Raw genomic sequence first — 23,386 nt, forward strand, 5'->3', positions numbered from 1 at the left:
CGGCGTGGACGTCCGAACCGGTACTCGTATCCGTTCCCAGATCCTGCCAGTGGTGCTCACTTCATATGTTCTCGTTAGCCGTGTCACCGAACCACGTGGCACGATGACCGAGACCGAACCCGAGACGAACAAGACGGCACACCTCAGGTCGGTGTATCTCTCCGTCACCGGCGGCGATACGGAGTCGGTGGTCGAATCGCAGGTGTCGGAGCGAACACGCGCGAACTCAGCGACGATCGGCCCGCGGAGGCCGTCGGGCCGGCCGAACACCGCGGGCTCGACGACGCGATCGACGATCCCGAACCCGGCTAGCCTACTCCAGATCCGCCCCGACCGCGTCCTCGATCGAGGCGAACCCGTCCCGCTCGAGCAACTCGACCAGTCCGCGATTGATCCGCTTCGCGGTCGAGGGACCGCCGTAGACGAACCCGGTGTACAGCTGGACGAGCGAGGCGCCGGCCCGGATCTTCGCGTAGGCGCTCGCGGCCGAGTCGACGCCGCCGACGCCGACGATCGGCAGGTCGCCGTCCGTGTACTCGGCGATCGATCGGACGACGGCGGTGGAGCGGTCTTCGATCGGCTTCCCGCTGAGGCCGCCCCACTCCTCGCGGTTCGGCGACTTGAGCTCCTCCCTGCTCGTCGACGTGTTCGTCGCGACGATGCTGTCGAGGTCGAACGCCTGGACGATGTCGACGAGGTCGAAGATCGACTCCTCGGGCGAGTCGGGGCTGATCTTGACGAGGACCGGCACGTTCGCGTCGTTCTCGGCCTCGAGCGTCTCGAAGATCGACCGGAGGTGTGCGGGCGATCCCTCGTCGAACTCTTCGGGCGTGTTCGGACAGGAGACGTTCACCACGACGTAGTCGGCGAACGGCGAGAGCCGATCGAAGACCCGGCGGTAGTCCTCGATCGCCTCGGATTCGGAGGAGGAGTTCATCTTGCCGATATTGACGCCCACCGGCACGTCGGGCGTGCCGTCCCGCTCGAGGCGGTCTTTCACGCGCTCCATGCCCTGGCCGTTGAAGCCCATCCGGTTGACCATCGCCTCGTCCTCCCGGAGGCGGAACAGTCGGGGCCGGTCGTTCCCCGGTTGCGGGTACGGCGTGACGGTGCCGATCTCGACGAAGCCGAACCCGAGCGCCGCGAGGGCGTGGGTCACCTCGGCGTTCTTGTCGAAGCCCGCCGCCACGCCGACGGGGTTCGGGAACGTTTCGTCGAACAGGTCGACCTCGAGTGCCGGATGCTCGTACCGGTAGGCGTACGACAGCGCGGTCCGCGTCGGCCACGTCGACTGGACGCCCCGGAGCGTCCGCTTGCCGAGCTCGTGGGCGGTCTCGGCGGGGAGTGTGAACGCGAGGGGGCGCACCCGCGAGTACAGCGTCATCGGGAGTACCTCGGAACGGCGGTCAGGTAAACCCCTCGAAACGACGCGTCAGGACGCGTCCGAACACTTCTCAGGCCGCTTCGAGCAGCGCCATGATCGCCCCGCCGCCGCCGACGCTCATGCCCACCAGTCCGCGATCGACGTCCGGGTCGTCCCGCAGCTGGTAGGCCAGACTGGTCGCGAGCATTCCGCCCGAGGCACCGATCGGATGGCCGAACGCGACCGCACCGCCGCAGGGATTCATCGCCTCGCGGGGGATGTCGAGCCGGTCCATGACGTACACCGACTGGGCCGCGAAGGCCTCGTTAATCCAGTAGCTGTCGACGTCTCCGGCTTCCAGCCCGTTTCGATCGAGCAGTCCCTCGACGACGTCGCCGACGGCCTCGTTGAACTCGTCGGGGTCGCGGTAGACGAGGTCGTAATCGACGAGTCGCGCCATCGGTTCGAGTCCCCGATCGGCCGCGGCGTCCGCGTCGGCGAGCAAGACGGTCCCCGCGCCGTCGCTGAGCTTCGAGGCGTTTCCGGGCGTGATGGTACCGTCTTCGCGGAACGCCGTCGGGAGTTCCGCGAGGTCCGCGAGCGTCGAGTCCCGGCGCTGGCCCTGGTCCTCGGTGACGGTCCCACCGCCGGTCTCGACCGGAACGATCTCGTCGTCGAACGCGCCGCCGTCGATCGCTTCGGCCGCCAGGCGGTGGCTCTCGAGGGCGTACTCGTCCTGGGCCTCGCGAGAGATCCCCTTTCGATCGACCAGGCGCTCGGTGATCTCGCCCATGTGGACGTCGAGATTGACATCCCATAGCGAATCGAGGATCATCGAGTCCTTGATCTCGACGTCGCCGTGGCGACGCCCCTTCCGGTAGTCAGGCAGGATCCACGGCGCGTTGGTCATCGACTCGAAGCCGCCCGCGATCGCGAGGTCGGCCCGTCCGGCGTCGATTCGATCGGCCGCGAGCGCGATCGCGCGCAGTCCCGATCCAGACGCCTCGTTGACCGTCGTGACCTGGGTCTCGTTCGGAAGCGACGACTCGACGACGGCCTGTCGCCCCGGCACCTGCCCGATCCCAGCCTGGATGGCGTTCCCGAGGCCCACCCAGTCGACGGCCTCGCCCGCGACGGACACGCGATCGAGCAGGCCGTCGATCGCGATCCGTCCCAGTTCGACGGCCTCGACGTCAGCGAGCGAGCCGAGGAGCGTCCCGTGTGGCGTTCGTGCGCCGTCGACGAGCACGACGTTCGTCTCGGGTTCGTGGTCCGGCATACCGTTAGCTGACGTGACAGGTGTGAAAGAACGTTACTGTCTCGGAACGGTGCGCTCGAATCCGTCGGCGATCGTCACCGGTCACTTACGCGTCCGCGGCCCGTCGATCGATCGACGCCGCGTCCGGACCGAACTCCCGTTCGAGCAGATCGGGAACGTCCGCGACGGTCACGTCCGAGTACCACTCGTCTCGCGGCTGGATCGCGATCGCTGTCCCGTCCGCGCTACAGAGGCCGAGACACGCCGTTTCCGTCACCGCGATCGGCGACCAGAAGGCGTTCCGATCGCGGAGCCACGATTCGACGGCCGCCACGACCGCGTCCGCGCCGGCGTCAGCACAGCAGGCGTACTCCGAGTCGCGATCGGTCGTACAGACGAGTACCTGCGCGCCGATCCGATCGCGTTGCTGGGCGGTACGACGGTTCATGCCGCGATCGGCTCTTTCTTGGTCGATGCCGCGTCGTCGACCATCCGCGCGCGATCGTGGAGCCACGCGAAACTGGCCGCCACGATCGCCCAGAGCGCGGCCTGACTGAGGACGGTCAGGCCCTGGAACGCCGTCACCAGGGCGGCCGGCAGCGGGGTCGTGGTGATCGTCGGCGTCACGAGCGGCAGGACGGCGACGGTCACGACGACTGGAACCACCCCGGCCACGACGCCCACGCGCCAGTCACCGGTTCGCGCAGTCGTCAGCCTGTACCCGAGGATCGATCCTGTCGCCACGATCGCGCCGAGGACCATCAGGCAGGCGTAGAGTACGATACGCGCGTCCGGCCCGAGCGCCTGTTCGGCTCCCGGCGTCGCCGGCGGGAGCACCAGCCAGGGAGTGACCGAGACCGTCAGGAACCCGGCCCCGGCGAGCACGACGGCCTTGACGCGACCGCGTCCGGGCAGTGCCGGCTCGAGGAAGTAGAACGCGAGCGCGAACAGACCGCCGAGGAGGATCCCCCAGAGAACTCCGCTCCCGACGCTTACGACCGCCGTCGTCGTCTCGCTGACGGCGTGTGCGGACTCAGTTGCGTCGTGTGCGTGCTCGTGTCCGTGACCGGCCTCGTGGTCCAGTTCTTCCATGTACTCGACGAGCGGGTTCGCCACCGCGGCGAGGTAGCCGCCGTAGCAGACCCCGCCGATCGTTCCCGCGAGAACGCCCCGCTGGAGGTAATCGACGAGCATCAGTGGCAGGTGATCCCGGCCCCGTGCCGGAAGTTGTGCATCGCGTCGTGGGCGATCGGTTCCTGCAGGAACAGCAGCGTAAAGCCGATCGCGGCGGCGAAGAGGACGATTGCCGCCAACTGGATCGGCGTGAGGTCTGCACGTGCGGTGTCGATTCGGTCGTGAACGGTGTCGGTCGTCGCTGCCATAAACTCAACTTGCAATACTGAAATTCAATTTGTAAAACTTCCGGTCCCGGCCGGAATCGCGAGCGTCGCCACTCATCTGCCGTCTGTCGACCGAGGAGAGGCGGCGTCCGTCGAAATCGGTCCCGGTCGACGCCGCCGAAGCAATCCGGAAGGTGTCGCCGGAATCGCGGCGCTGACCGGCGGATAACGAAATCGTTTTCCTGCGGGTACCGCTTGGTCCGATTAACGACTGGAGTCATGAGTATCCAACGACGGTCTCCACGAGGGGGCGCCAATGGCGGTTGAACGCGTGCTCGTCCCGCTGTCGGACACGGTGACCGTCCGGCAAACGGTCGGCTACGCGGTCCGGGACGCTCTCGAGTCGGCCGATTCGCTCGAGTGTCACCTCGTCGTCGCCTTGCCCTACGACGCCGACGTCCCGGAGAGCGACCGGCAACGTGAGGACGCCGAGCAGTTGCTCTCGCGGGCGCGAAACTGGGTCGAGGAGGACGCCGAAGACGCCGACGTGACGATCGAAACGACGATAGTCGGCATCGACGAGTACCTCTTCGGACCCCGTGATTACGCCGAGATTTTCGAGGCGTACGCCGACGACCACGGGATCGACCGCATCGTCCTCGATCCGGAGTACCAGCCCGGCGTTACCGCACAGATGCTCCAGCCCCTCGAACGCGAACTCGATCGTCTCGGATTGGCGTACGACGAGGCACCGGTCGAACGGCCGGCCCGTCACGGGCGACTCGTCGGAACCGGGAAGCGCTTCGACCGGCTGTTCGCCCTCTTCTGGATCTCTTATGGCTTCTATCTCGTCCTCGGGGATCCGACCTACTGGTTCGATCTCGTCACCGGCGCGGCGGTCGCCGGCATCGTCGCCGTCTCGCTCGCGCAGGTGACCTTTTCGGTGCCGCTCGATCGGGTTCAGTCCCCGATCCGGACCGTCCGGTTCGTCGCCTACATCCCGTACCTGCTCTGGGAGATCGTCAAGGCCAACATCGCGGTCTCGATCGTGATCCTCCGGCCGTCGATGCCGATCGAGCCGACGCTGACGCGGGTCAACGCTCGCGTCAGGAGCGGCCTGCCGCTGCTCGCGCTCGCGAACAGCATCACGCTCACGCCGGGGACGCTGACGGTCCGGGCCAACGACCAGCAGTTGCTCGTCCACACGCTGATCCCGTCGGCCCGCGAGGATCTCTTCGACGGCGGCCTGGAACGGGCGATCCGGTTCGTCTTCTACGGTCGCGAGTCGTCCAGAATCCCCTCCCCGCGGGAACGCGACGACGCCGAGATCGTCGGAGGTGACGAGCTGTGACGCCCGTTCCGCTCTCCGAGGTCTTTCTCGCGACCGCGACGCTGTTCGTCGTGCTCGCGATCGCGATGTTCTACCGCGCCGTCGCGGGACCGACGACGCAGGATCGCCTGCTCGCCGTGAACGTGCTCGGGACGAACACGGTCGTGATCCTCGCCCTGCTGGCGGCGGCGCTCGACCAGCCGTGGTTCTTGGACGTCGCGCTGATCTATGCCCTGCTGAACTTCCTGATGTCGATCGCCATCTCGAAGTTCACTGTCGAGCGGGGTGGTGTGCTGTGATCGAGACCGTCCGGTTCTGGTCGATCGTCGTCCTCCTCGGGTTCGGCGTGCTCTTCACGCTCGTCTCGACGGTGGGCGTCATCCGCCTCCCGGACATCTACGCGCGGGCCCACACCGCCTCCCAGACGGACACGCTCGGTGCGGGCTTTGCCCTCGCGGGCGTCGCGCTGGCGTTCGGCTGGCAGCAAGCGGCGGTCTACACCGTCCTCCTGCTGTTCTTCGTGTTTATCACGAACCCGACGGCGGCACACGCGATCGCCCGCTCCGCGGCGGAGTCGGGGGTCGAACCCCTGCTCGCCGACGACCCGGACGACGAGGCCGACGTGACCGTCGACGCCGGAGGTGAGTCGCGATGAGCGCGTTCGCGTACGTGCTCGCCGTCTTCCTCCTCGCGGCGGCGGTCGCCACGGCGCTGTTCCGGGACGTGTTGTCCGCGATCATCGTCTTCGGTGCCTACAGCCTGGGGATGGCGATCCTCTACACGTTCCTGCTCGCGCCCGACGTGGCGATGACCGAGGCCGCGATCGGTGCCGGCGTGACGACCATCCTGCTGTTGCTGACGATCGCACGGACGACCAGGCCCTCGACCGATCGGCTCGTCGAGCGGATCGACGTCCCGGCGGTCGTCGTCGTGGGGGCGTTCGTCGTCCTCCTCTCGGCGACGGTGTTGCCCGAGATGTACCCGGTCGGCGACCCGTCGGCCCCGGTCTGGTCCAACCCGGACGTCACGCAACACTACATCGAGAACGCGTACGACGAGACGGGGGTCCACAACGCCGTCACCGCCGTCCTCGCGGCCTACCGGGGGTTCGACACCTTCGGTGAGGCGGTCGTCGTCTTCGCCGCCGGAATCTCGACGCTGCTCGTGTTGAAACGCGAGGTGTTCGCCTGAATGTCCGAATCAGTCGACGATACCTACACCGAGAGTCAGGTCATCATGACCGCCGTAAAGATCCTCGCCCCGTTTACGCTCACGTACGGCCTGTTCATGGTCCTTCACGGGGCCGACACGCCCGGCGGGAGCTTCCAGGGCGGCGCCATCGTCGGCGTCACCGTCCTCATGCTCGGGTTCGCCTTCGGTATCGAACCGACCCGCCGGTGGCTCCGGAACTCCTTCCTCGTCGGGCTCGTGACCGGCGGCGTCGCCATCTTCGCCGGGGTCGGACTGGGGACGATCCTGCTCGGCGGGAACTTCCTCGAGTACGATCGGATCTACCCGACGCTCGGCATCAAGGGCAAGTGGGGGATGGAGGCCATCGAGATCGGCGGCATCGCGCTGATCGTCTCGGGGGTCGTCATCACCCTCTTCTTCGCGATGGCCGCGGGCTTTACGCCCGAACGCCGCGGCAACGGACCCGCCGAATCGTCCACCCCGTCGGGGTCCGCCGAGGCGACCGATCGGGAGGTGAGCGACGATGATTGAACTGCTCGCGAACCGCTACGCCTACCTCCTGCTGTTCGTCCTGCTGGGGATCGGGATGTACATGATGATCGCCAACGAGAACCTCGTGAAGAAGCTGATCGGCGTCAGCCTCTTCCAGACGGCGATTTTCCTGTTCTTCATCGCCATGGCCTACGTCGAGGGCGGTGCCGCACCGATCGTCCCGAACGAGGGGAGCGAAGTCGCCAGCCCGCTCCCGCAGGTCATCGTGCTGACCGCCATCGTCGTCGGCATCGCGCTGACCGCGGTCGGACTGGCGCTGATCATCCGCATCTACTCGGAGTACGGGACGCTCCGCGAGGATACTCTCAGGGAGGTGCGTGCCGATGAGTAGCGTCGACCTGCTCCCGGCGCTGTTGATCGTCGCCCCGATCGTCGCAGCCACGCTTCCGATCGCGCTCGGGCTGCGGTACGATCGAACCGGCTGGGCCGTCGCGGCGGTCACGACGACCGGCCTGTTCGCCGCCGCCGTCGCCCTCGCCAGCGAGGTCTACACGGCGGGCCAGGTGATCCACCGGCTGGGCGGCTATCCCCGGACGTACGGGATCGAACTGGTCGCGGACCAGTTCTCGATGCTGATCGTCCTGCTCGTGACCGGCGTCGCCGCCGGCGTCCTCGCGTACACGCGACGCGGCGGCCCGCGCGGGAACACCTTCTACAGCGCGTACCTCCTGCTGGTGGGCGGGTTGCTCGGCATCTCGCTGACCGGGGACGTGTTCAACCTCTTCGTCTTCCTCGAGATCACGAGTCTGGCGACCTACGCGCTGGTCGCCAGCGGCGACGGCGCCGAGTCGGCGGTCGCCGCCCTGAAGTACCTGATCCTGGGAACCGTCGCCGCGTCGATGTACCTGACCGGCGTCGCCTTCGTGTTCATGGCGACGGGGACGCTCAACATGATCGAACTCACGTCGGCGATTCCGGCCGCCGAACGCCCGATCCTGATTCGGGCCGGACTCGGGTTCATGATCGTCGGCTTCGCGACCAAGGTCGCCCAGTGGCCGGTCCACACCTGGCAGCCGAACGCCTACCAGCAGGCCCCCGACGGCGCGACGCCGCTGATCGCGGCGCTCGTCTCCTCGGCCTCCGCGTACGCCTTCGGGCGGCTGATCGTCACCGTCTTCGAGGTCGACTACCTCGCCGCGACGGCGAACGCGGCCCCGATCGTCCTCGCGATCGGCTGCGTGAGCGTCCTCGCGGGGACGACGCTGGCCGTGATCCAGACCGACGTCAAGCGGATGCTCGCGTACTCGTCGGTCTCGCAGTTCGGCCTGATCGTGGCCGCCTACGGCGTCGTCATCGCCGGCAGTTCCGAGACGGCCCTGATCGGCGCCGCGATCCACCTCGTCGGCCACGGACTGCTGAAAGCCGGTCTCTTCCTGGCGGTCGGCCTCGTCGCGGTGAGCTACGGCGCTCGCACCGTCGACGAGTACGCCGGCCTCGCGACGGAACGGCCCGTCGTCGCCGGATCGATGGCCGTCCTGCTGTTCGCGCTCGTCGGCATCCCGCCGAGCGTCGGCTTCGTCGGCAAGTGGTACATCGCGCTCGGTGCCGTCGAGTCGCAGCTGTGGCCCGTCGCGGCCGTGATCGTTCTCAGTACGATGCTCACCCTCGCCTACGCCGCTCGCCTGCTCGAGAAGATGTACTTCACGCACCCGCCCTCGATCGAATCGATCCCGTCGCCGGAACCGGTCGCGACCGACGGCGGCGACGCCACCGCTCCGGACGGGGCCTCTCCTGACGCCGTCTCGATCGGCATGGTGTCGATCGTCGTCGTCGCCGCGCTCGCCGCCGTCGCGCTCGGATTCGCCGGTGGCGCGATCGCCGACCTGCTCGCCCCCTTCCTGACGGAGGTGTTCAACTGATGGTGGATTCGATCCGACCACTCGCCGCCGTTCTCGTCTCGGCGATCGCGGTGGTCCTGATCGTCGCGTCGCATCGCCGACCGAACGTCCGCGAGGGGTGGTCCGTCCTGGCCGCGCTCGCGAAGTTCGCTATCGTCGCCAGCATGCTCCCCGGCGTGCTGGCCGACGAGGTCTACGTCTGGCGGCTCAGCGACGCGATCGGCGTCCAGTTTCTCGAAGGGGTCGACTTCGTGTTGCGCGCCGATCCACTCGGCGTCTTCTTCGCCCTGCTCGCCAGTTTCCTCTGGATCTTCACGTCCTTCTACGCCGCCGGCTACATGCGCGGGCTGGACGAACACGCCCAGACGCGGTTTTTCGCCGCCTTCGCGGCGAGCCTCTCGACGGCAGTCGGGATCGCGTTCTCCGGGAACCTGGTGACGATCTTCGTCTTCTACGAACTGCTGTCGCTCGTGACGTACCCGCTCGTCGCCCACAACGAGGACGACGAGGCTCGGATCGCCGGCCGCAAGTACCTCGCCTACACGTTCTTCGGCGGCGGAGTCTTCCTGCTCGCCGGGACGGTGATGGTCTACTGGCTCACCGGCCTCGTCGGCACCTCGACGACGGCGTTCGAGGCCGGCGGCATCGAACTGCTCGCGGAGGCGGCGGCCGCCGAACCCGCGTACGCACAGGTCACGTTCTTCCTGCTGATCGCCGGCTTCGGCGTCAAGGCGGCGCTGATGCCGATCCACTCCTGGCTCGCCGACGCGATGGTCGCGCCGACCCCCGTCTCCGGCCTGCTCCACGCGGTGGCGGTCGTCAAGTCCGGCGCGTTCGGGATCGCCCGCGTCATCCTCGACGTCTACGGGCCGGGATTGATCCACGACCTGCCGCTTTCTATCCCCGGTATCGGCGAAGTCGGACTGAACATTCCGGTCGCGCTGGTCGCCGCCTTCACGCTGACCGCGGCGAGTATCATCGCACTCCGCAAGGACCACCTCAAGCGGCGGCTCGCGTATTCGACGACGGCACAGCTCTCCTACATCGTCCTCGGACTCTCGCTGTTGCACCCGTACGCGGTCGTCGGCGCGCTGTTTCACATCCCCGCCCACGCGTTCGCGAAACTCACCCTGTTCTTCTGTGCGGGGGCGATCCACGTCGAGACCCACACCGACTACATCAGCGAGATGGCCGGCATCGGGAAGCGGATGCCGCTGACGATGACCGCGTTTACCGTTGGCGCGGCCGGTATGGCCGGTCTGCCGCCGATCGCCGGCTTCGTCAGCAAGTTCTACATGCTGATCGGCGCGGGCGACGTCGGCGGGAGCTACTGGCTGTTCGCCGGAGCGCTCCTGCTCTCGGCCGTGCTCAACGTCGGCTACTTCTGGCCGGTCGTCTACACGGCGTTCTTCGAGAGCGAGGACCGCCACGAAGCGAAACCGCTGCTCGAGTTCCCGCGGGGCGGCGTGCTTCGGTCCTACGGCAGCGAGGGAGCCGAGCAGATCGCCGCCGACGGCGGCGAGACGAACCGCTCCGAAGCGCCGGACACGGCGGAGTCGACCGACGAGACCGACGCGGACGACGAGGAGTACGAGTACGCGGTCGACGAGTACCCGAGCGACGCCGACGTTCCTGGCGAGACGGGCGAGCGGGTCAGCAGCGTCGACCACCACGGCGACCACGACGACCACCTCACCGGCGGACCGCCGGCTACGGGCTGGCAACGCCGATCGCCGTTCGCCGAGAGTACGTGGCTCATGCTCGTGCCCATCGCCGTCATCGCCACGGGAGCGATCGTCCTCGGCGTGGGCCCCGACTACGCGGTCTTCCTCGACCTGGCGGTCCGGATCGTCGAAGCCGTCTTCGGCATGCCGTTCGAGGAACTGGGTGACGTACCGTTCGACGATCTCATGACGGAGGTGACCGACTGATGGAACTCGAACTCCTGTCGCTTGCGTACCCGCCGCTCGTCGTCTTCGCGGCGGCCTTGCTCGTGCTCGTACTGCCGCGGCTCGCCGGGTTCGCCGTCGGGGCGCTAAGCCTCGCGGCCGTGCTCGCCATCTCGCTCGTCGCGCCGGCGGGCCAACACCTTGCCGGCACCTTCCTCGGGTTCGACGTCGTCCCCTACTACGTCGACGACTTCTCCCGGATGATCGGCCTCGGGCTGGGCTTTTTGGGCGTCTGTAGCGTCGTCTACGCCTACTCGAGCGAGGCCAGCGAGACGCTCGTCGCGTTCGCGCTCGCCTACGTCGCCTCGTCGCTCGGGGCGGCCTTTGCGGGCGACTGGCTCGTTCTCCTGTTCATGTGGGAGCTGATGGCCGTGACCAGCACGCTGGTGGTCTGGCACTACGGCGGGGAGGCGGTCCGTGCGGGCTTCCGGTACGCCATCTTCCACGGCACCGGCGGGGTGCTCGTGATGATGGCGGTCGCCGTCCACTACGTCCAGATCGGGTCGTTCAGCTACGCGGCTCACGACGGGATCGCCGGCGGGATCCCGGCCGTCCTCGCGGTCCTCGGGATGGGCGTCAACGTCGCGTTCATCGGTTTTCACACCTGGCTGCCCGACACCTACCCGCGACCGCACATCGCGGCCTCGGTGTTCCTCTCGGTGTACACGACGAAGACGAGCGCGTTCGTCCTCTACCGGGCGTTCCCGATCGGGAGCGAGAGCGAACTCGCGATCTACGTCGCGTACATGGGCGGCCTGATGTCCGTCTACGGCGCGACGTTCGCCCTGCTCCAGCACGACATGCGGGCGCTGCTGTCCTACCACATCCAGGCCCAACTGGGCTACATCGTCGCCGCGATCGGCATGGGTGCAGCGATGGCTTCCGAGATCGCCGTCGCCGGGGCGCTGTCGCACCTGTTCAACAACATCCTCTTCAAGAGCCTCCTGTTCATGGCCGTCGGCGTCGTCATCTTCCGCACCGGCGAGGAGGACCTCTACAAGCTCGGCGGCCTCTGGCGCGAGATGCCCCTGACCGCGATCGGGTTCGGCCTCGGCGCGCTCTCGATCACCGCGATTCCGGGGTTCAACGGCTACGTGAGCAAGGGGATGATCTTCGACTCCGCCGATCCGGGCTACTACGGGCAGCCCGAGTACCAGGCGCTGTACTACCTGCTCTGGCTCGGCGCGATCGGTACCCTCCTCTCGTTCATCAAGCTCGGCTACTACGTCTTCTTCCACGGCGAGAGCGACTTCGAGGTCCCGGACGCAAAGCCCGGCCAGACCGTCGCGATGCTCGGTCTCGGCGGGGCCTGTCTCCTCTTCGGGGTCTGGTGGCAGGGGCTTGCCGACCTCGCACCGACGCTTCACGGCACCGGCGGTCACTTCTCGTTCGCCTACCCCGGCGGCGAGAGCGAACTCCACCCCTACAGCCCCAGCCACCTGGAGACGGCCGGGGTCCTGACTGCGGTCGCCGCCGTCACGTTCGTCCTCGTGCGAAAGCCGCTCTCGAAACTCGACCTCGGGGACCCCGCGATGGTCATCTACCCCGCGACCTACTACGTCAGTCGGTGGACCATGCTCGCGGTGACGGGAACCTACGCCGCCGTCGACGCCGCCGTCGTCGGCGCGGTCAAGCGGTGCTACTGGGTCGGGAACAACCCCGTTCTCGCCGTCGACGCGGCAGCGGGTCGGCTCCCCGACTGGATGGTCGACGTCGACGAACGCCGGCCGACCGACGGCGGCCGACCGTCGACGATCCACCTCCGGGCCGGAATCGGGACGACAGTGCTCCTGCTGACGCTCCTCCTGACGGTCATCCTGTGGCTACTCGTCTGAAGCACCTCCTCGCCCCGCTACCTACGCGAGGATGACGATGCTGTCGGTCCGACACGCCGGACAGACGCGTTTCGCTCCCACGGCGTCGTCGTCGACGAGCATCCAGTTGAGTTCGTTCGCGGACCCGTGCCAGCCGCAGTGTTCACAGTCGGCGTTCATGGATCACTCTACGGTACGGAGTGACATACTCCTTTTTCAGGGTTGCCGGACGGTCGACTCAAAAAATCGCGATCCCACTGCGATCGTCCGCTGTGCCACCGTCGGCCCGCGCAACCGACTCAGTCGGTCGTCTCGTCCCGCGTCTTTTCGTCGTCGAGCAGCGACGGCTGATCTTCGGGCACGGCGATCGACTGCTCGTCGACGGACGCACGAAGCGCCGGTTTCGACGAGGTCGCCTCCCGTCGGTATCGATCGTCACCGGGATCGGCCCGGACGCCACTGGGCGTCAGGTAATCGCCGTCGACGTCGACGTCAGCCTCCCGGCAGAGGCGCTTGAGGACCGATCGCGCACCCTCCGTCGTGATCGTCGGCGGCGCGATCGATCTGTCGCGGGCGAGTTCCCGTGCCGTCGACGCCGAAAGCAGGGCGTCGATCTCCGTCCCGTCGTGGCCGCGTTCAGCGAGGACGTCGCGGACCCGACGCGCGATCGACGGGGCGTGGCGCGTCGGGAACAGCGGCCAGTCGTTCGCGGGTGGATCGAGAACGACCCGGTACTTGCGAAGCGGGGTCCTAGCCGGGGCGGGTAGCGGTACGTCCTCGAGTCGCTGGGACTTCCCCAGCACCCTGATCGTCCCGGTGTAGAAGTCGACGTCGTCCCAGGTCGCGCCCGTTCGGCGGTCGTCCTCCGGCATCCGGAACAGTTCCGATCCCCGCACGCCCGAGTGGGCGAGCATCGCGACCATCGCGTACTCGCGCAGACGGGAGCGACGCTCCGTCGACTCCACACCCGACGACTCGAGCGCCCGGTCGCGGACGTACCGTTCCAGTGAACGACGTTGCTCGGCCGTCCAGGATTCCGTTTCGGATCGATCGTCCCCCGACGGTAGTGCCGATTCGGCGTGGGGCGTCGCGGCCGGGTTCTCCTCCAAGATGCCCCCGCGGACACACCACGAGAGGAACGCCCGGACGACCGCGTAGTACGTCCCGGCGGTCGACGCCGTGTACTTCCCCTGCGACGTCCGATCGTTCAGTTCGGCCGCGTAGGCGCGCATGTGAGCCGACTCCAGTTCGAACAGCGACGTGACGCCGTACTCGACCGCGAGCCACTCCGCCCAGCGGCGCAGGATCGACTCGGCGTTCGTCGCGTACGTTCCGGCTCCCGACCCGTCCGGGTCGCCGACGGCCTTCCGCTGGAGGTACGCATCGATCGCGTCCACGACGGCGACGGCGTTCACCGGCCGATCACCCCGATAGCTCCTGACCACCGACCCCGACTCGACGGGGACCGATCGACGGCACGCAGGTGCCCGCGGCGCTCCGAACGAGACGACGGGCCGGCGGAATCGACCCCGTGGATCATCTATGTGGACGCAACCGTTCCACGACCCTAAAGCTGTGTTTTTGCGTACCGGCGGAACACGCGTCCGGACGACACGGATACGAACGATCCGCCTCCGGAACGACAGTCGCTACTGCCGGGCGATGCACATTCGATCGCACGACGGCTCGAAGCAAGATCGAACACCGCCACTCTACAGGCTGAACAGACCGAGTGGCACGGGCTTGACCCCCGGCGCAGTTCACCCCCACGATAATCTTCTTCGACATCGAATTGGCTTGACCCGCCTCGGCCGGAATTGGCCTGCGCTGTTTTGATGGACGGTTCGCGCGCATGCGTCGTCGTGACAGCATCGTACGGGCCCGGCTTTCGCTCACTCACCTCGGAGGTCCACGATCACCGACCGACGATCGACGGCACCATTCCGAACTGGCTCTCGGGGACGCTCGTACGGAACGGCCCCGGTCGATTCGAGGTTGGAAGTCGCCGAGTCAACCACTGGTTCGACGGGCTGGCGATGCTCCGGCGGTACGCCTTCGACCGCGGCGAACTGCGATACTCCAATCGCTTAACCGATCCCGATTCGACGTCCCGAGGCGACGAGCGAGGACGATGGCGTCGTGATGGCGACGGCGCTCGACGTCGATCGCGAGCAGACGATGGTCCTGATCTTCGACACAAAGACTCTCACACTGCAGGCGAGAGCGTTCTTCCCGCATCCGGAACCGTTCGGGTTCCACGGTCGGTTCTTTCGAGACGTGTAGCGGTCCGTTCGACAGATCGGTATCTCGATGGCTTCAGCAGAGAACGGCGTCCCCGTACGTCCGCTATCGTCGCCACTGAAAGTCACTGTACACCTGGTTGCAGGACGGCTTTGCGATCAGCGTGTACATCGGGTCAGTGGCTACGATAGGTAGCAATCGTGACCGTCCCATCAGTAGAATCTGCCAGTAGCCCCCGAAGGCGGGTAACCAGATGCCAAGCGGATAGACGACCCGTCGTTCGATTCCACCTCCTCCGAGGAACTCGAGTGGATGGGGACACGGATGACCGAGCCGAAAAAGAAGGCACTGACGAGGACGAGCAGAGAGAGTGCGCCAAAGAGTCCGCAGAGGAAGAGAACGGTCCGGAAACGACCCGAGATGAGCGGACGGCGGCGAGACCACCAGCGAAGAACGTGAGAAGAGCGAATATGCCGTGCCGCGGCGTCACGTTTCCCGGATAACGCCGACCCAGAACGCACCGAACCCGAGGACCGCGAGCGGGAACCACCGCGGCCCATGGCACGGTAGAGGAGAGACGCTGAGAGAACCTAATCAAAGCCCTACGGTGTCCAAATAGCGATTCTGACCGATCTCACAGTGAAATTGGTGCATCAAGATCGGGATCAGCTTTGATGATGGCCGAAAGCTGAGGCTGTAACTGATCGAACTGGGGAGTTAGTTCCACCAGTTGCGGTTCCTGTTCGTAGCTGACGAGCGATTGGTCCGCTAACTTCGGGAGATGCAAGTGGTGCAGCGCCAGCCGAATCTGCTTTGATTCTTCTTCGGAAACCTCTGCAAGAGGCGCGTGATGATTGTGTTTGAGGATCGTCTCCGTGAGATCGCTTACCGTTAACGACCGCTTCTCGTGCGCGAGCGTTGCGAGGATGATGCGACGGTGTTGCTCCTTACACAGTTCGAGAACCGTGTCGAACTCAGTAGTATGCCCAACCACGAAAGAAGAAAACGCCTCTTTGCGTAAGAGGAGACGTGCTGTATAGTACTAATTCGGGTGGTGGAGTCCAGACATTCCACAACTGGAGAATCATTCCTCATCCTCGTCTTCATTTGGATGGCTGATCGTCAACGTACTCGTAATGAGATTGTTGTGTGCAGCGCGAAATCGATTCGAGAGTGTCTGCTGGGCCACCCCCATTTGATCCGCCAGTTCACGCATTGTCACCGCTCGTGGGACCTCATAGTAGCCTGCTTCGAGCGCAGTGACCAGCGTCTCGCGTTGCTTCGGTGTGAGATCGTACTGGGCGCTCGCCATCGGCTGTTCCTGTTCTTGGATCGAATTGAGTTCGTAAGAAATACCATTTTCACTACAGTACTCTTGAAACTCCGAGAGGGCGTCCTGACTGTCGAATCGCATCCGTAGTTCCCACTCTTCCGCTTTCCCGATCGCTTGTAGGATCGTTGCCCCGAGTTCGACGTATGCATAGATGATGGTCTCGACGTTTTCAGTCCACTCGCCACGGTACAATTTCGCCTTTTCTATTTCATCAATCCGAACAATGTTTTTCACGGATTCATCGTCCTGAAACGCCTCTTCAAACTTCGCGTGATTACCACCACTCACCCAGAAATACGGCATAAGTCGATCTTCCATCGTTGCCACGACTTGCTCGATCTCGTCGACCATCTGTGGGGCCGCTGTGAGTGCATGATTCAATGCGAGATCATCCGATTTGACGGAAAACTCGGCAATAATGCTCATACCTCCAATTGGAGGTCAGACGTATAAGTCGCAGTCGAAGCGCCTGTGCTATCCAGATAGAGTGGCAAGTCCATCACCTGTACTGACCGACCCTCACACCTTGTCATCGACCTGTATCTCGTACCACATTCGCGCACTGAATTCACCCGGATTCTGTCAGTGCGGTCGGTTGTAGCTGTCATCCAGGAGCAGGATGTCCGCACTGTAGTGGATCAGTGACGAGTTCGGCGTCGAACTTTTCTGGCCTCTCGATTTCGTGGAGGACGTTTAGAACGTGTCTGTCAATAGTTTTCGGACCGATCGTTTCTAGGAGAACGAACCCCAATTCTGTATAGCCGCATACGATTCATCGATTTTGAATCCATACCACTGCTGGATTGCTTATTTCAGTTGTCTCATGCAGACAACTGAGTTAGCAGTAGTTTTATGAGACTGTCACGACTACCGAAATGGACGACCATGACGATCGCAGAACGTGCCCGGATCGAAGCGAACGACCTTCTCGATCGGACGAGTACATGAGCCAACAGGACACGATCAACTGGTCGCGCAAGTCGCTCGCCGAACTCCAGGCGATCTGGAACGCCCACATCGAACCCGACCTCGCGCGAGACGGCCTCGCACTCGATCGCCGCCCGACCTACGAGGAACTCGTCGACGCCGGCTACTCGGGGATCGCCTACGCACTGCGTGAACACCACGAGCTCACGCTCGGCCAGTTCCTCACGACGGTCGGCTACCCGGAATCCGATTCTGACGGCGCGTACCCGTGGGGGATCGACGACGAAACCACCATCCACGAACTCGAGTTATACCTCGACACAAATCTTCCGCGGAAGGGACTCGCCGAGAGCACGATCGATTCGAAGCGATCGCGACTGGCCCGCTACGTCCGCACCTACGCCGATCGCTTCGGGCCGGCCGATATCGTGACTCGCGTCCGTGAGGACGCCGTGACCCCGCGGGGCGAAAAACAGCGCGTGCGAGCCGTCTTCGATACGTTCGACCAGGAACTCGACAGCGCCGAGTCGAAACACAAGCACCTGACCGACGTCCGACTATTCTACGAGTGGCTGGCCGGCGATCGCGACGCCGAGTTCAACCCCTCCCGCGGCGCGCCCCACGAAACGCGCTGGAAGGGCGCGACGCCCGACGAGGACGATCGCGACCCGCCGGCACTCGAAGCGGCGCACGTCCGTTCGCTCGTCGAGGCCTGCGAGTCACCGGCCGAGCGCCTGCTCGTCGTCGCCGCGTGTGCGTGGGGCCTGCGCCGGGGCGAGATCGCCGCCCTCTCGATCGACCAGTTCGAACCGTCGTCGGACGGCCGGATAGACGTCGACGCCGACGACCCACGGATCGTATTCGGCGACGAGCGAAAGAACGGCCCCGGACGCGTGTCGGTACACTACGGCCTCGAGACGCTGGCCGATCGGGTGTTACAACTGGCCGATCGCGAGGACTGGAACGGCTACCTGTTCCCGAGTTCGGCCGCTTCGAGCGGCCACGTCACGCCGGATACGATCACCGCTCGCTTCAAACGACTGGCAGAGCGGGCAGATATCTGCGTGCGTGGCGAGACGCCGACGCCGCAGTACGGGCGCCGGTTCTGGTACCGGACCTACGCCGACGCCGTCGAGACGCTCGCCGAACGCGTCGAGGCGATCGCGGACGAACAGGGCAGCGACGACGCCAGCGTGGTCGTCGAAAACTATCTCGGCGAGGGGGACGCACGAAAACGGCGGCGAAAACTCATGCACGATCGGCTCGCAGAGCCGTTCGAAGCGTGAATCGCCGGTCGAGCTACGGCCCAGTTTCGGGGGACTGGAATTCCCCGCCGGGTGCCATCTCGTCACCGCCGCCGAGATCGACGGACGGTTGCTCGCCCGTCACCAGGAAGTCGGCGACGTTGCCGACGAGCACGTCGTTGTCGGCGCGGTGAGCGTTCTCGGGCGCCATGAAGCTCGAGTCGCCGATCATGGCGACGTTATCGTTGACCGCGGCGACTCCGTAGGTGCCCGCTTCCCGGGTCGTCGAGTGTCGCGTCCCGTCGGTGGTCTCGAGCACTGTCGTTCCCTGGCTCGTGCCGACCGGGGATGCACCGCGGAGGACGGCCTCCTCGACGCCATCCGTCAGCGGATCCACGCCCGACGGGCCGGTGAAGACGCCGAGATAGTTGTTGTCGTTCTCTACGAGGTTGTAGACGTAGCCGGCCTCCGTGTACAGCCCCTGACTCGACGCGATCTCGTCGATGTCGTCCGAGCTTCCGGGATCGGCAGCGATTACGGTCCGACCGCCGGCGTCCGCGAACTCGGTAATCGCGTCCCGTTCGTCGACGGACAGGCTCGCAGTGCCGAGCGCGACGAACGCGTCGGCCTCGTCGAGTTTGTCGGCGAGCGGGCCGTCCTGGCGCTCGTCCTGGTAGTAGACGACCTCGTGGCCGTTCGCGACCAGGGCAGATGCCAGTGGGCCGACGCCGCGTTCCGGACCATCCATCGACCCGACGGACAGCTGCGGACCGGCGGGCTGGTCTCGAATGGGCAACGGCTGGCCGACTCCGATCCCCGCCGCTGACGCGGAGCCAGTGTGGATCACGATCGTATTCTCCGGCTCGTCGCTCTCCATCGTGATCTCGCCACCGTCCTCGGTCTGGTCGGCGATGAGCGAGCTGTCGATGTGGTCGTGGTCGACGTCCGACGTGGGCGTCCCGTCGTCGAGGATCATGGCACCACCGGTGAGGGTCCCGACGGTGAGCGCGAACACGAGGACGAACGTTCCGAACAGGATTTTGACGGAACTCATGGCGCCTCACCTCCGGTGTGGTCTGCAGACGAGTTCGACGGCTCGTGCCCGTCCGACCCGGTTCCCGAGCGTTCGGCCCCGGCGTGGGTCTCGAACTGGGTTCCGAACAGATCGTACCACAGCTCCTGCGTGACTAGCAGCGGCTGGTACGGACTGAGTTCGGTTTCGGCCGCCGTGACGACGACGTCACCGTCGGTAGTCGCCTGGAACAGCGGCGGCATCGACTCGCCGTCGGGTCGGTGGGTACTGATCTCGAAGGAGTCCAGTCCGGCCCGATCGGCGACCTCGTAGATCGCGTCGTCGACCGTTCCGATCTCGTCGGCGTAGCCGTTCTCGACGGCTTCGACGCCGGTGTACGTGCGAGCGTGAGCGACCTCCTCGCGATCCAGTTCGAGTTCGTCACCGCGGTTTTCCATCACGCTCTCGAGGAAGACCTCCTGTATCGTCTCGGTCTGGGCGCGGTCGTCGTCGGGGTGGAACGTTCCCTTGTCGGGGGCGCTGTTGCCCTCGTTCGGCCCGCTGGGCATCGGAGCGGGACCGGCGACGCCGACGCTCCCGACCTGTGCGGTCGGCGCGACGTAGATGTCGTCGGCCGTTAGCATCGTGTAGTACGCGCCCGAGGCACCGATCGAGTCGACCGCCGCGATGACCGGCATCTCCTGGGCGGTCCGCTCGACGGCTGTATACATCCGTTCGCTCGAACCCGGTGAGCCACCGCCGCTATCGACGTCGAGGACGACGGCCTCGATCGAGTCGTTGTGGCGCGCTTCCCTGAGTTCGTCCTCGACGAACTGTGACGTTCCCGAGTGAATGATCCCATTGACTTCGATAACGGCGACCGTTCCATCGTCGTCGCTCGTCTGTCCGTACACCTGTGGTGCCACGAGTGCACCCACGATGACGGCAACGAGCGCCACGACGGCGAGTTGCTGTCGGCGTGGAATTTTATCGATTGGCCATAACGTCATGTCAATCGTAACTCATTCTCTCGTGATAATAGTCCCGTACCCGTGTTTTCTCCCTCAGAAAACGCATCCACGGGATCGGTACCACTATATGGCTACAGTATTTATCGATCAGGTTCGTGCCGGAAACATCCGGCCTCTATGCGATTCGAAGCGGTCCGTTCCATTGGTCCGCCGAACTCTCTAGGATGTCAGTGCTTGAATTACGGATCCGTGACACGACGAAAGCGTTCCCGTGACCTCGATCGTCACGAACCGACTTCCGTCTCCGTTCCGGACGACTATGTTATAAATTATATTTTGCTATATACAAATCGACTCCGGACCTGCCACAACTTCTGGATGTGGATCTCTACAAACCACTAGCCAGCTACTACGTCGAAGTTACAGCAATTAAGAACGAGATTAAATAGCTCACGCTTAGAGTGGCGCGATCGGGCGGACGAATATGATATATAAATAAGGGATTGTGTGCAGAGAAAAGTTTTAAACAGCCCGCCATTGACACTGAATCTCACGGTATGAGCAAGCAAGACTCCGAGGATATACCAGTCATGCAACGGCTATACAACCGAATATGGCTATTGGCAGTGGCTGGCATCATCTTTTTCTTCATCACATATGTGGGATGGGGACTGGTAGATGTCCTGTCGGTGCCTGCGGGGTGACCCATGGCGGGACCATTCGATGAACCCGAGGGCAACTGGTGGGACGAACCGGTCAATCGGCGTGAGGCCGCCTGGCTCGGCATCGCGGGGGTGTGGTCACTGGGCATCTTCGGCTGGATGAGCGGCTTCACCCGCTTCGGCGACCAGAACCCCGTCGGCGAGACGTACGCGGTCGATCCAGACGAGTACCAGGAGACGGTCCAGGAGTACAAGGAAGAAGCCGAAGAGAACGAGGAGGGACACCTCATCCCGCCGGGAGACTCGGTCTACATCGGCGGCGTGCGGTTCAACTGGGACGGCCTCCCGGTGGTCCTCGAAGCGGGCCGGGAGTACGATATCCACATGGGCGCCTACGACGTCCAGCACGGCTTCTCGATCCGTCCGGAAGACAACCTGAGCCAGCAGATCAACCTCCAGATCCTCCCGGACACCGAGTGGGTCGTTCCGATGACCTTCGATGATCCGGGGACGTACCACGTCATCTGCAACGAGTACTGTGGCCAGGGTCACTACAGCATGCACGGCACGCTCTACGTGGAGGAACCGTAAATGGTATCGACTGTCTCACAGCTGTTCGACAACGACTACGACGACGAAGGGTTCCGGACCTGCTCGGTGACCGGGCTCGAGATCCATCGCTCGGCCGAGAATCACGTCAAACTCTTCGGACTGACGGCCGTCATCGCGCTCGTCGTCGGTGGATTCTTCGCTATCTCCGTCGCGATGACTCGCTGGGAGGTTATCGGGTTGATGGACGAGGCCGACTACTACCGCCACCTCAGTATGCACGCCTGGAACCTCCTCATCTTCTGGCTGGTGTTCATGGAGATCGCCATCCTCTACGTCGGCGGCCCGATGGTGCTCGGTCGACGACTGCCGCTGACGACGGTCGCGAAAGCCGGCTGGCTCCTCATGGTCGCCGGTGCCATCGGCGTCAACTACTTCATCTGGACGGTGTCCGGAGCCGAGGTGGAACCGCTGCTCACGGCCTACGTCCCCCTGAACGTCCCGACGGGATTCTACGCCAGCGCCGTCGTCTTCCTGCTCGGAGCGACCGTTGCCGCAGTGCCGTTCTTCGCCACGATCTGGAAGGAGAAGCGCTGGGGGACGAGGAAGACGCTCCCGCTCGCGGCCTTCGGTGCGTTCGTCACGGGCATCATTGCCGTCCAGGCCATCCTCGGCGGCATCTCCGCCTTCAGTTACGCCCTCGTCTGGAAACTCGGTATCATCGAGACGATCAACAGCGGCGCCTATCGGACGCTCTTCTGGACGATCGGTCACGGATCACAGCAGATCAACCTGCTGGCGATGATCACGGTGTGGTACTTCCTGACGCACGTCGTCGGCGGTGCGGTGGTCGTCAGCGAAAAGGTCTCGCGATCCGCGTTCATTCTCTACCTGTTCTTCATCAACCTCGGAGCGGCCCACCACCTGATGGCGGACCCGGCGCTCGGCGTCGGCTGGAAGCTCTTCAACACGTCGTACGCGTTCTACGGTGCGGCGTTCGCGAGCATGATACACGCCTTCGCAATCCCGGCGGGGCTGGAGGCTGGCCGTCGCCAGCGGGGCCTCGGCGGCGGCCTGTTCGGCTGGCTCACCTCCGCTCCCTGGCGGAATCCAGTCTTCTCTGCGACGATCTTCAGCATCATCCTGTTCGGGTTCGTCGGCGGTATCACCGGCGTCTTGATGGGCCAACTCCAGCTCAACATGACCTGGCACAACACCTTCGCGACGGTCGGGCACTTCCACGCCACCGTCGCAGTGGGGACGACGCTCGCCTTCATGGGGCTGGTCTTCTTCGTCGTTCAGACCATGTTCCGCCGGGACTTCGTCTCCGGTGTGCTCGCGTCCCTCGTACCGTACTTCTACGCCGGCGCGATGGGCATCGCGACGCTGGTCATGATCTACCTCGGCATCCTCTACGGCGTGCCGCGACGGACCTCGAGCGTCGTCCGGAACATCCCCGGAGCCGACTTCAGCATCTCCGCGGCCGCACCACTCATGTCCCTCTTCGGCGTGTTCGCCGTCCTGGCGATACTCGCCGGTGCCCTGTTCATCCTCGTGACGCTCGGGTCGCTGCTGTTCGGTGCCCGCCTCGACACGGGCGAGGACGCCGGCTTGCGTCCCGACGGCGGACTGAAACCGGACGGTGGCGAGTCGGTCCACGCCGTCGACATGCGCGGTACCTTCGCCATGTGCCTGATCTTCATGGCGACGTTCGTCGCCCTCTACGTCATCAACTGGTTCCTCCTCGTCCAGTTGTGGTCCATCGGCGCTTGACTCTCCACTCTGTCCACCATTCGACACCGTCAGACTACC

At 64.9% G+C, this 23,386-nt stretch carries 24 protein-coding genes and 2 pseudogenes; 15 read left to right on the plus strand and 11 right to left on the minus strand.

The window, feature by feature from the left end:
- Positions 1 to 103 precede the first annotated feature (103 nt).
- Positions 104 to 312: pseudogene (locus tag MUN73_RS21915) on the plus strand (hypothetical protein).
- Position 313: 1 nt separating this feature from the next.
- On the opposite strand, the gene MUN73_RS21920 reads toward MUN73_RS21915, so the two are convergent.
- The 5 genes from MUN73_RS21920 to MUN73_RS21940 all read right to left on the minus strand — a co-directional run bounded on the left by MUN73_RS21920 (position 314) and on the right by MUN73_RS21940 (position 4,003).
- Positions 314 to 1,384, minus strand: a complete 1,071-nt coding sequence (locus MUN73_RS21920) for a quinone-dependent dihydroorotate dehydrogenase (protein WP_250142645.1) — start codon at positions 1,382 to 1,384, stop codon at positions 314 to 316.
- A gap of 70 nt (positions 1,385 to 1,454) precedes the next feature.
- Positions 1,455 to 2,642, minus strand: a complete 1,188-nt coding sequence (locus MUN73_RS21925; protein ID WP_250142646.1) for a thiolase family protein — start codon at positions 2,640 to 2,642, stop codon at positions 1,455 to 1,457.
- 85 nt (positions 2,643 to 2,727) lie between these two features.
- On the minus strand, positions 2,728 to 3,069 hold the full coding sequence (locus MUN73_RS21930; protein ID WP_250142647.1) for a (2Fe-2S) ferredoxin domain-containing protein: 342 nt from the start codon (positions 3,067 to 3,069) through the stop codon (positions 2,728 to 2,730).
- Positions 3,066 to 3,815, minus strand: a complete 750-nt coding sequence (locus MUN73_RS21935; protein WP_250142648.1) for a CbtA family protein — start codon at positions 3,813 to 3,815, stop codon at positions 3,066 to 3,068. Before MUN73_RS21935 ends, MUN73_RS21930 begins: the two co-directional genes overlap by 4 nt.
- On the minus strand, positions 3,815 to 4,003 hold the full coding sequence (locus tag MUN73_RS21940; RefSeq protein ID WP_250142649.1) for a CbtB domain-containing protein: 189 nt from the start codon (positions 4,001 to 4,003) through the stop codon (positions 3,815 to 3,817). The genes MUN73_RS21935 and MUN73_RS21940 overlap by 1 nt, the downstream gene beginning before the upstream one ends.
- Before the next feature lie 274 nt (positions 4,004 to 4,277).
- On the opposite strand from MUN73_RS21940, the gene MUN73_RS21945 reads away from it, so the two are divergent.
- Genes MUN73_RS21945 through MUN73_RS21985 form a run of 9 tightly spaced genes read left to right on the plus strand, consistent with a single transcriptional unit; the run spans position 4,278 to position 12,656 of the window.
- Positions 4,278 to 5,312, plus strand: a complete 1,035-nt coding sequence (locus MUN73_RS21945; protein ID WP_250142650.1) for a monovalent cation/H+ antiporter subunit E — start codon at positions 4,278 to 4,280, stop codon at positions 5,310 to 5,312.
- A complete protein-coding gene (locus MUN73_RS21950) occupies positions 5,309 to 5,590 on the plus strand; it encodes a cation:proton antiporter (RefSeq protein ID WP_250142651.1) in 282 nt (93 codons plus the stop codon). Before MUN73_RS21945 ends, MUN73_RS21950 begins: the two co-directional genes overlap by 4 nt.
- Complete coding sequence (gene mnhG / locus MUN73_RS21955; protein WP_250142652.1) at positions 5,587 to 5,946, plus strand: monovalent cation/H(+) antiporter subunit G; 360 nt, start codon at positions 5,587 to 5,589, stop codon at positions 5,944 to 5,946. The genes MUN73_RS21950 and mnhG overlap by 4 nt, the downstream gene beginning before the upstream one ends.
- Positions 5,943 to 6,482, plus strand: coding sequence for a DUF4040 domain-containing protein (locus tag MUN73_RS21960; protein WP_250142653.1), 540 nt, complete (start codon positions 5,943 to 5,945; stop codon positions 6,480 to 6,482). Before mnhG ends, MUN73_RS21960 begins: the two co-directional genes overlap by 4 nt.
- The gene (locus MUN73_RS21965) at positions 6,483 to 7,013 is read left to right on the plus strand and encodes an MnhB domain-containing protein (RefSeq protein WP_250142654.1); all 531 of its coding nucleotides are present in this window, start codon (positions 6,483 to 6,485) and stop codon (positions 7,011 to 7,013) included. It begins immediately after the preceding gene.
- Complete coding sequence (locus tag MUN73_RS21970; protein WP_250142655.1) at positions 7,006 to 7,365, plus strand: cation:proton antiporter subunit C; 360 nt, start codon at positions 7,006 to 7,008, stop codon at positions 7,363 to 7,365. The genes MUN73_RS21965 and MUN73_RS21970 overlap by 8 nt, the downstream gene beginning before the upstream one ends.
- A complete protein-coding gene (locus tag MUN73_RS21975; RefSeq protein ID WP_250142656.1) occupies positions 7,358 to 8,893 on the plus strand; it encodes a proton-conducting transporter transmembrane domain-containing protein in 1,536 nt (511 codons plus the stop codon). The genes MUN73_RS21970 and MUN73_RS21975 overlap by 8 nt, the downstream gene beginning before the upstream one ends.
- Positions 8,893 to 10,803 carry a proton-conducting transporter transmembrane domain-containing protein gene (locus MUN73_RS21980; protein WP_250142657.1) on the plus strand — a complete coding sequence of 637 codons (1,911 nt, stop codon included), beginning with the start codon at positions 8,893 to 8,895 and terminating at the stop codon, positions 10,801 to 10,803. Before MUN73_RS21975 ends, MUN73_RS21980 begins: the two co-directional genes overlap by 1 nt.
- A complete protein-coding gene (locus tag MUN73_RS21985) occupies positions 10,803 to 12,656 on the plus strand; it encodes a Na(+)/H(+) antiporter subunit D (RefSeq protein WP_250142658.1) in 1,854 nt (617 codons plus the stop codon). The genes MUN73_RS21980 and MUN73_RS21985 overlap by 1 nt, the downstream gene beginning before the upstream one ends.
- A gap of 21 nt (positions 12,657 to 12,677) precedes the next feature.
- On the opposite strand, the gene MUN73_RS21990 is transcribed toward MUN73_RS21985, so the two are convergent.
- Both MUN73_RS21990 and MUN73_RS21995 read right to left on the minus strand, forming a co-directional pair.
- Entirely contained in the window at positions 12,678 to 12,815 is a 138-nt protein-coding gene (locus MUN73_RS21990; protein WP_250142659.1) for a hypothetical protein, read from the minus strand.
- 119 nt (positions 12,816 to 12,934) lie between these two features.
- On the minus strand, positions 12,935 to 14,050 hold the full coding sequence (locus MUN73_RS21995) for a tyrosine-type recombinase/integrase (protein ID WP_250142660.1): 1,116 nt from the start codon (positions 14,048 to 14,050) through the stop codon (positions 12,935 to 12,937).
- Between the two features lie 420 nt (positions 14,051 to 14,470).
- Between MUN73_RS21995 and MUN73_RS22000 the strand changes: the two are divergent.
- Together MUN73_RS22000 and MUN73_RS22005 are read left to right on the plus strand one after the other, a co-directional pair.
- Positions 14,471 to 14,666: pseudogene (locus MUN73_RS22000) on the plus strand (carotenoid oxygenase family protein); the annotation flags it as partial.
- A 111-nt stretch (positions 14,667 to 14,777) separates the two neighbouring features.
- Positions 14,778 to 14,918, plus strand: a complete 141-nt coding sequence (locus MUN73_RS22005; RefSeq protein ID WP_250142661.1) for a carotenoid oxygenase family protein — start codon at positions 14,778 to 14,780, stop codon at positions 14,916 to 14,918.
- Between the two features lie 592 nt (positions 14,919 to 15,510).
- Here the strand turns inward: MUN73_RS22005 and MUN73_RS22010 are convergent.
- Together MUN73_RS22010 and MUN73_RS22015 are read right to left on the minus strand one after the other, a co-directional pair.
- Complete coding sequence (locus MUN73_RS22010) at positions 15,511 to 15,870, minus strand: DUF7344 domain-containing protein (RefSeq protein ID WP_250142662.1); 360 nt, start codon at positions 15,868 to 15,870, stop codon at positions 15,511 to 15,513.
- A 90-nt stretch (positions 15,871 to 15,960) separates the two neighbouring features.
- Positions 15,961 to 16,635, minus strand: a complete 675-nt coding sequence (locus MUN73_RS22015; RefSeq protein WP_250142663.1) for a helix-turn-helix domain-containing protein — start codon at positions 16,633 to 16,635, stop codon at positions 15,961 to 15,963.
- Positions 16,636 to 17,153: 518 nt separating this feature from the next.
- Here MUN73_RS22015 and MUN73_RS22020 point away from each other — a divergent pair.
- The gene (locus MUN73_RS22020) at positions 17,154 to 18,422 is read left to right on the plus strand and encodes a tyrosine-type recombinase/integrase (RefSeq protein ID WP_250142664.1); all 1,269 of its coding nucleotides are present in this window, start codon (positions 17,154 to 17,156) and stop codon (positions 18,420 to 18,422) included.
- Positions 18,423 to 18,435: 13 nt separating this feature from the next.
- Here the strand turns inward: MUN73_RS22020 and MUN73_RS22025 are convergent, their stop codons facing one another.
- Positions 18,436 to 19,434: a hypothetical protein gene (locus MUN73_RS22025; protein ID WP_250142665.1), complete on the minus strand. Its 999-nt coding sequence runs from the start codon at positions 19,432 to 19,434 to the stop codon at positions 18,436 to 18,438.
- On the minus strand, positions 19,431 to 20,402 hold the full coding sequence (locus tag MUN73_RS22030) for a S49 family peptidase (protein ID WP_250142666.1): 972 nt from the start codon (positions 20,400 to 20,402) through the stop codon (positions 19,431 to 19,433). Before MUN73_RS22030 ends, MUN73_RS22025 begins: the two co-directional genes overlap by 4 nt.
- Before the next feature lie 668 nt (positions 20,403 to 21,070).
- On the opposite strand from MUN73_RS22030, the gene MUN73_RS22035 reads away from it, so the two are divergent.
- Both MUN73_RS22035 and MUN73_RS22040 read left to right on the plus strand, forming a co-directional pair.
- Entirely contained in the window at positions 21,071 to 21,616 is a 546-nt protein-coding gene (locus MUN73_RS22035; protein WP_250142667.1) for a cupredoxin domain-containing protein, read from the plus strand.
- On the plus strand, positions 21,617 to 23,347 hold the full coding sequence (locus MUN73_RS22040; RefSeq protein WP_250142668.1) for a cytochrome c oxidase subunit I: 1,731 nt from the start codon (positions 21,617 to 21,619) through the stop codon (positions 23,345 to 23,347).
- The last annotated feature ends 39 nt before the right edge of the window (positions 23,348 to 23,386 follow it).

Origin of the sequence: Halosolutus amylolyticus (assembly GCF_023566055.1) — an archaeon.
GTDB lineage: Archaea > Halobacteriota > Halobacteria > Halobacteriales > Natrialbaceae > Halosolutus > Halosolutus amylolyticus.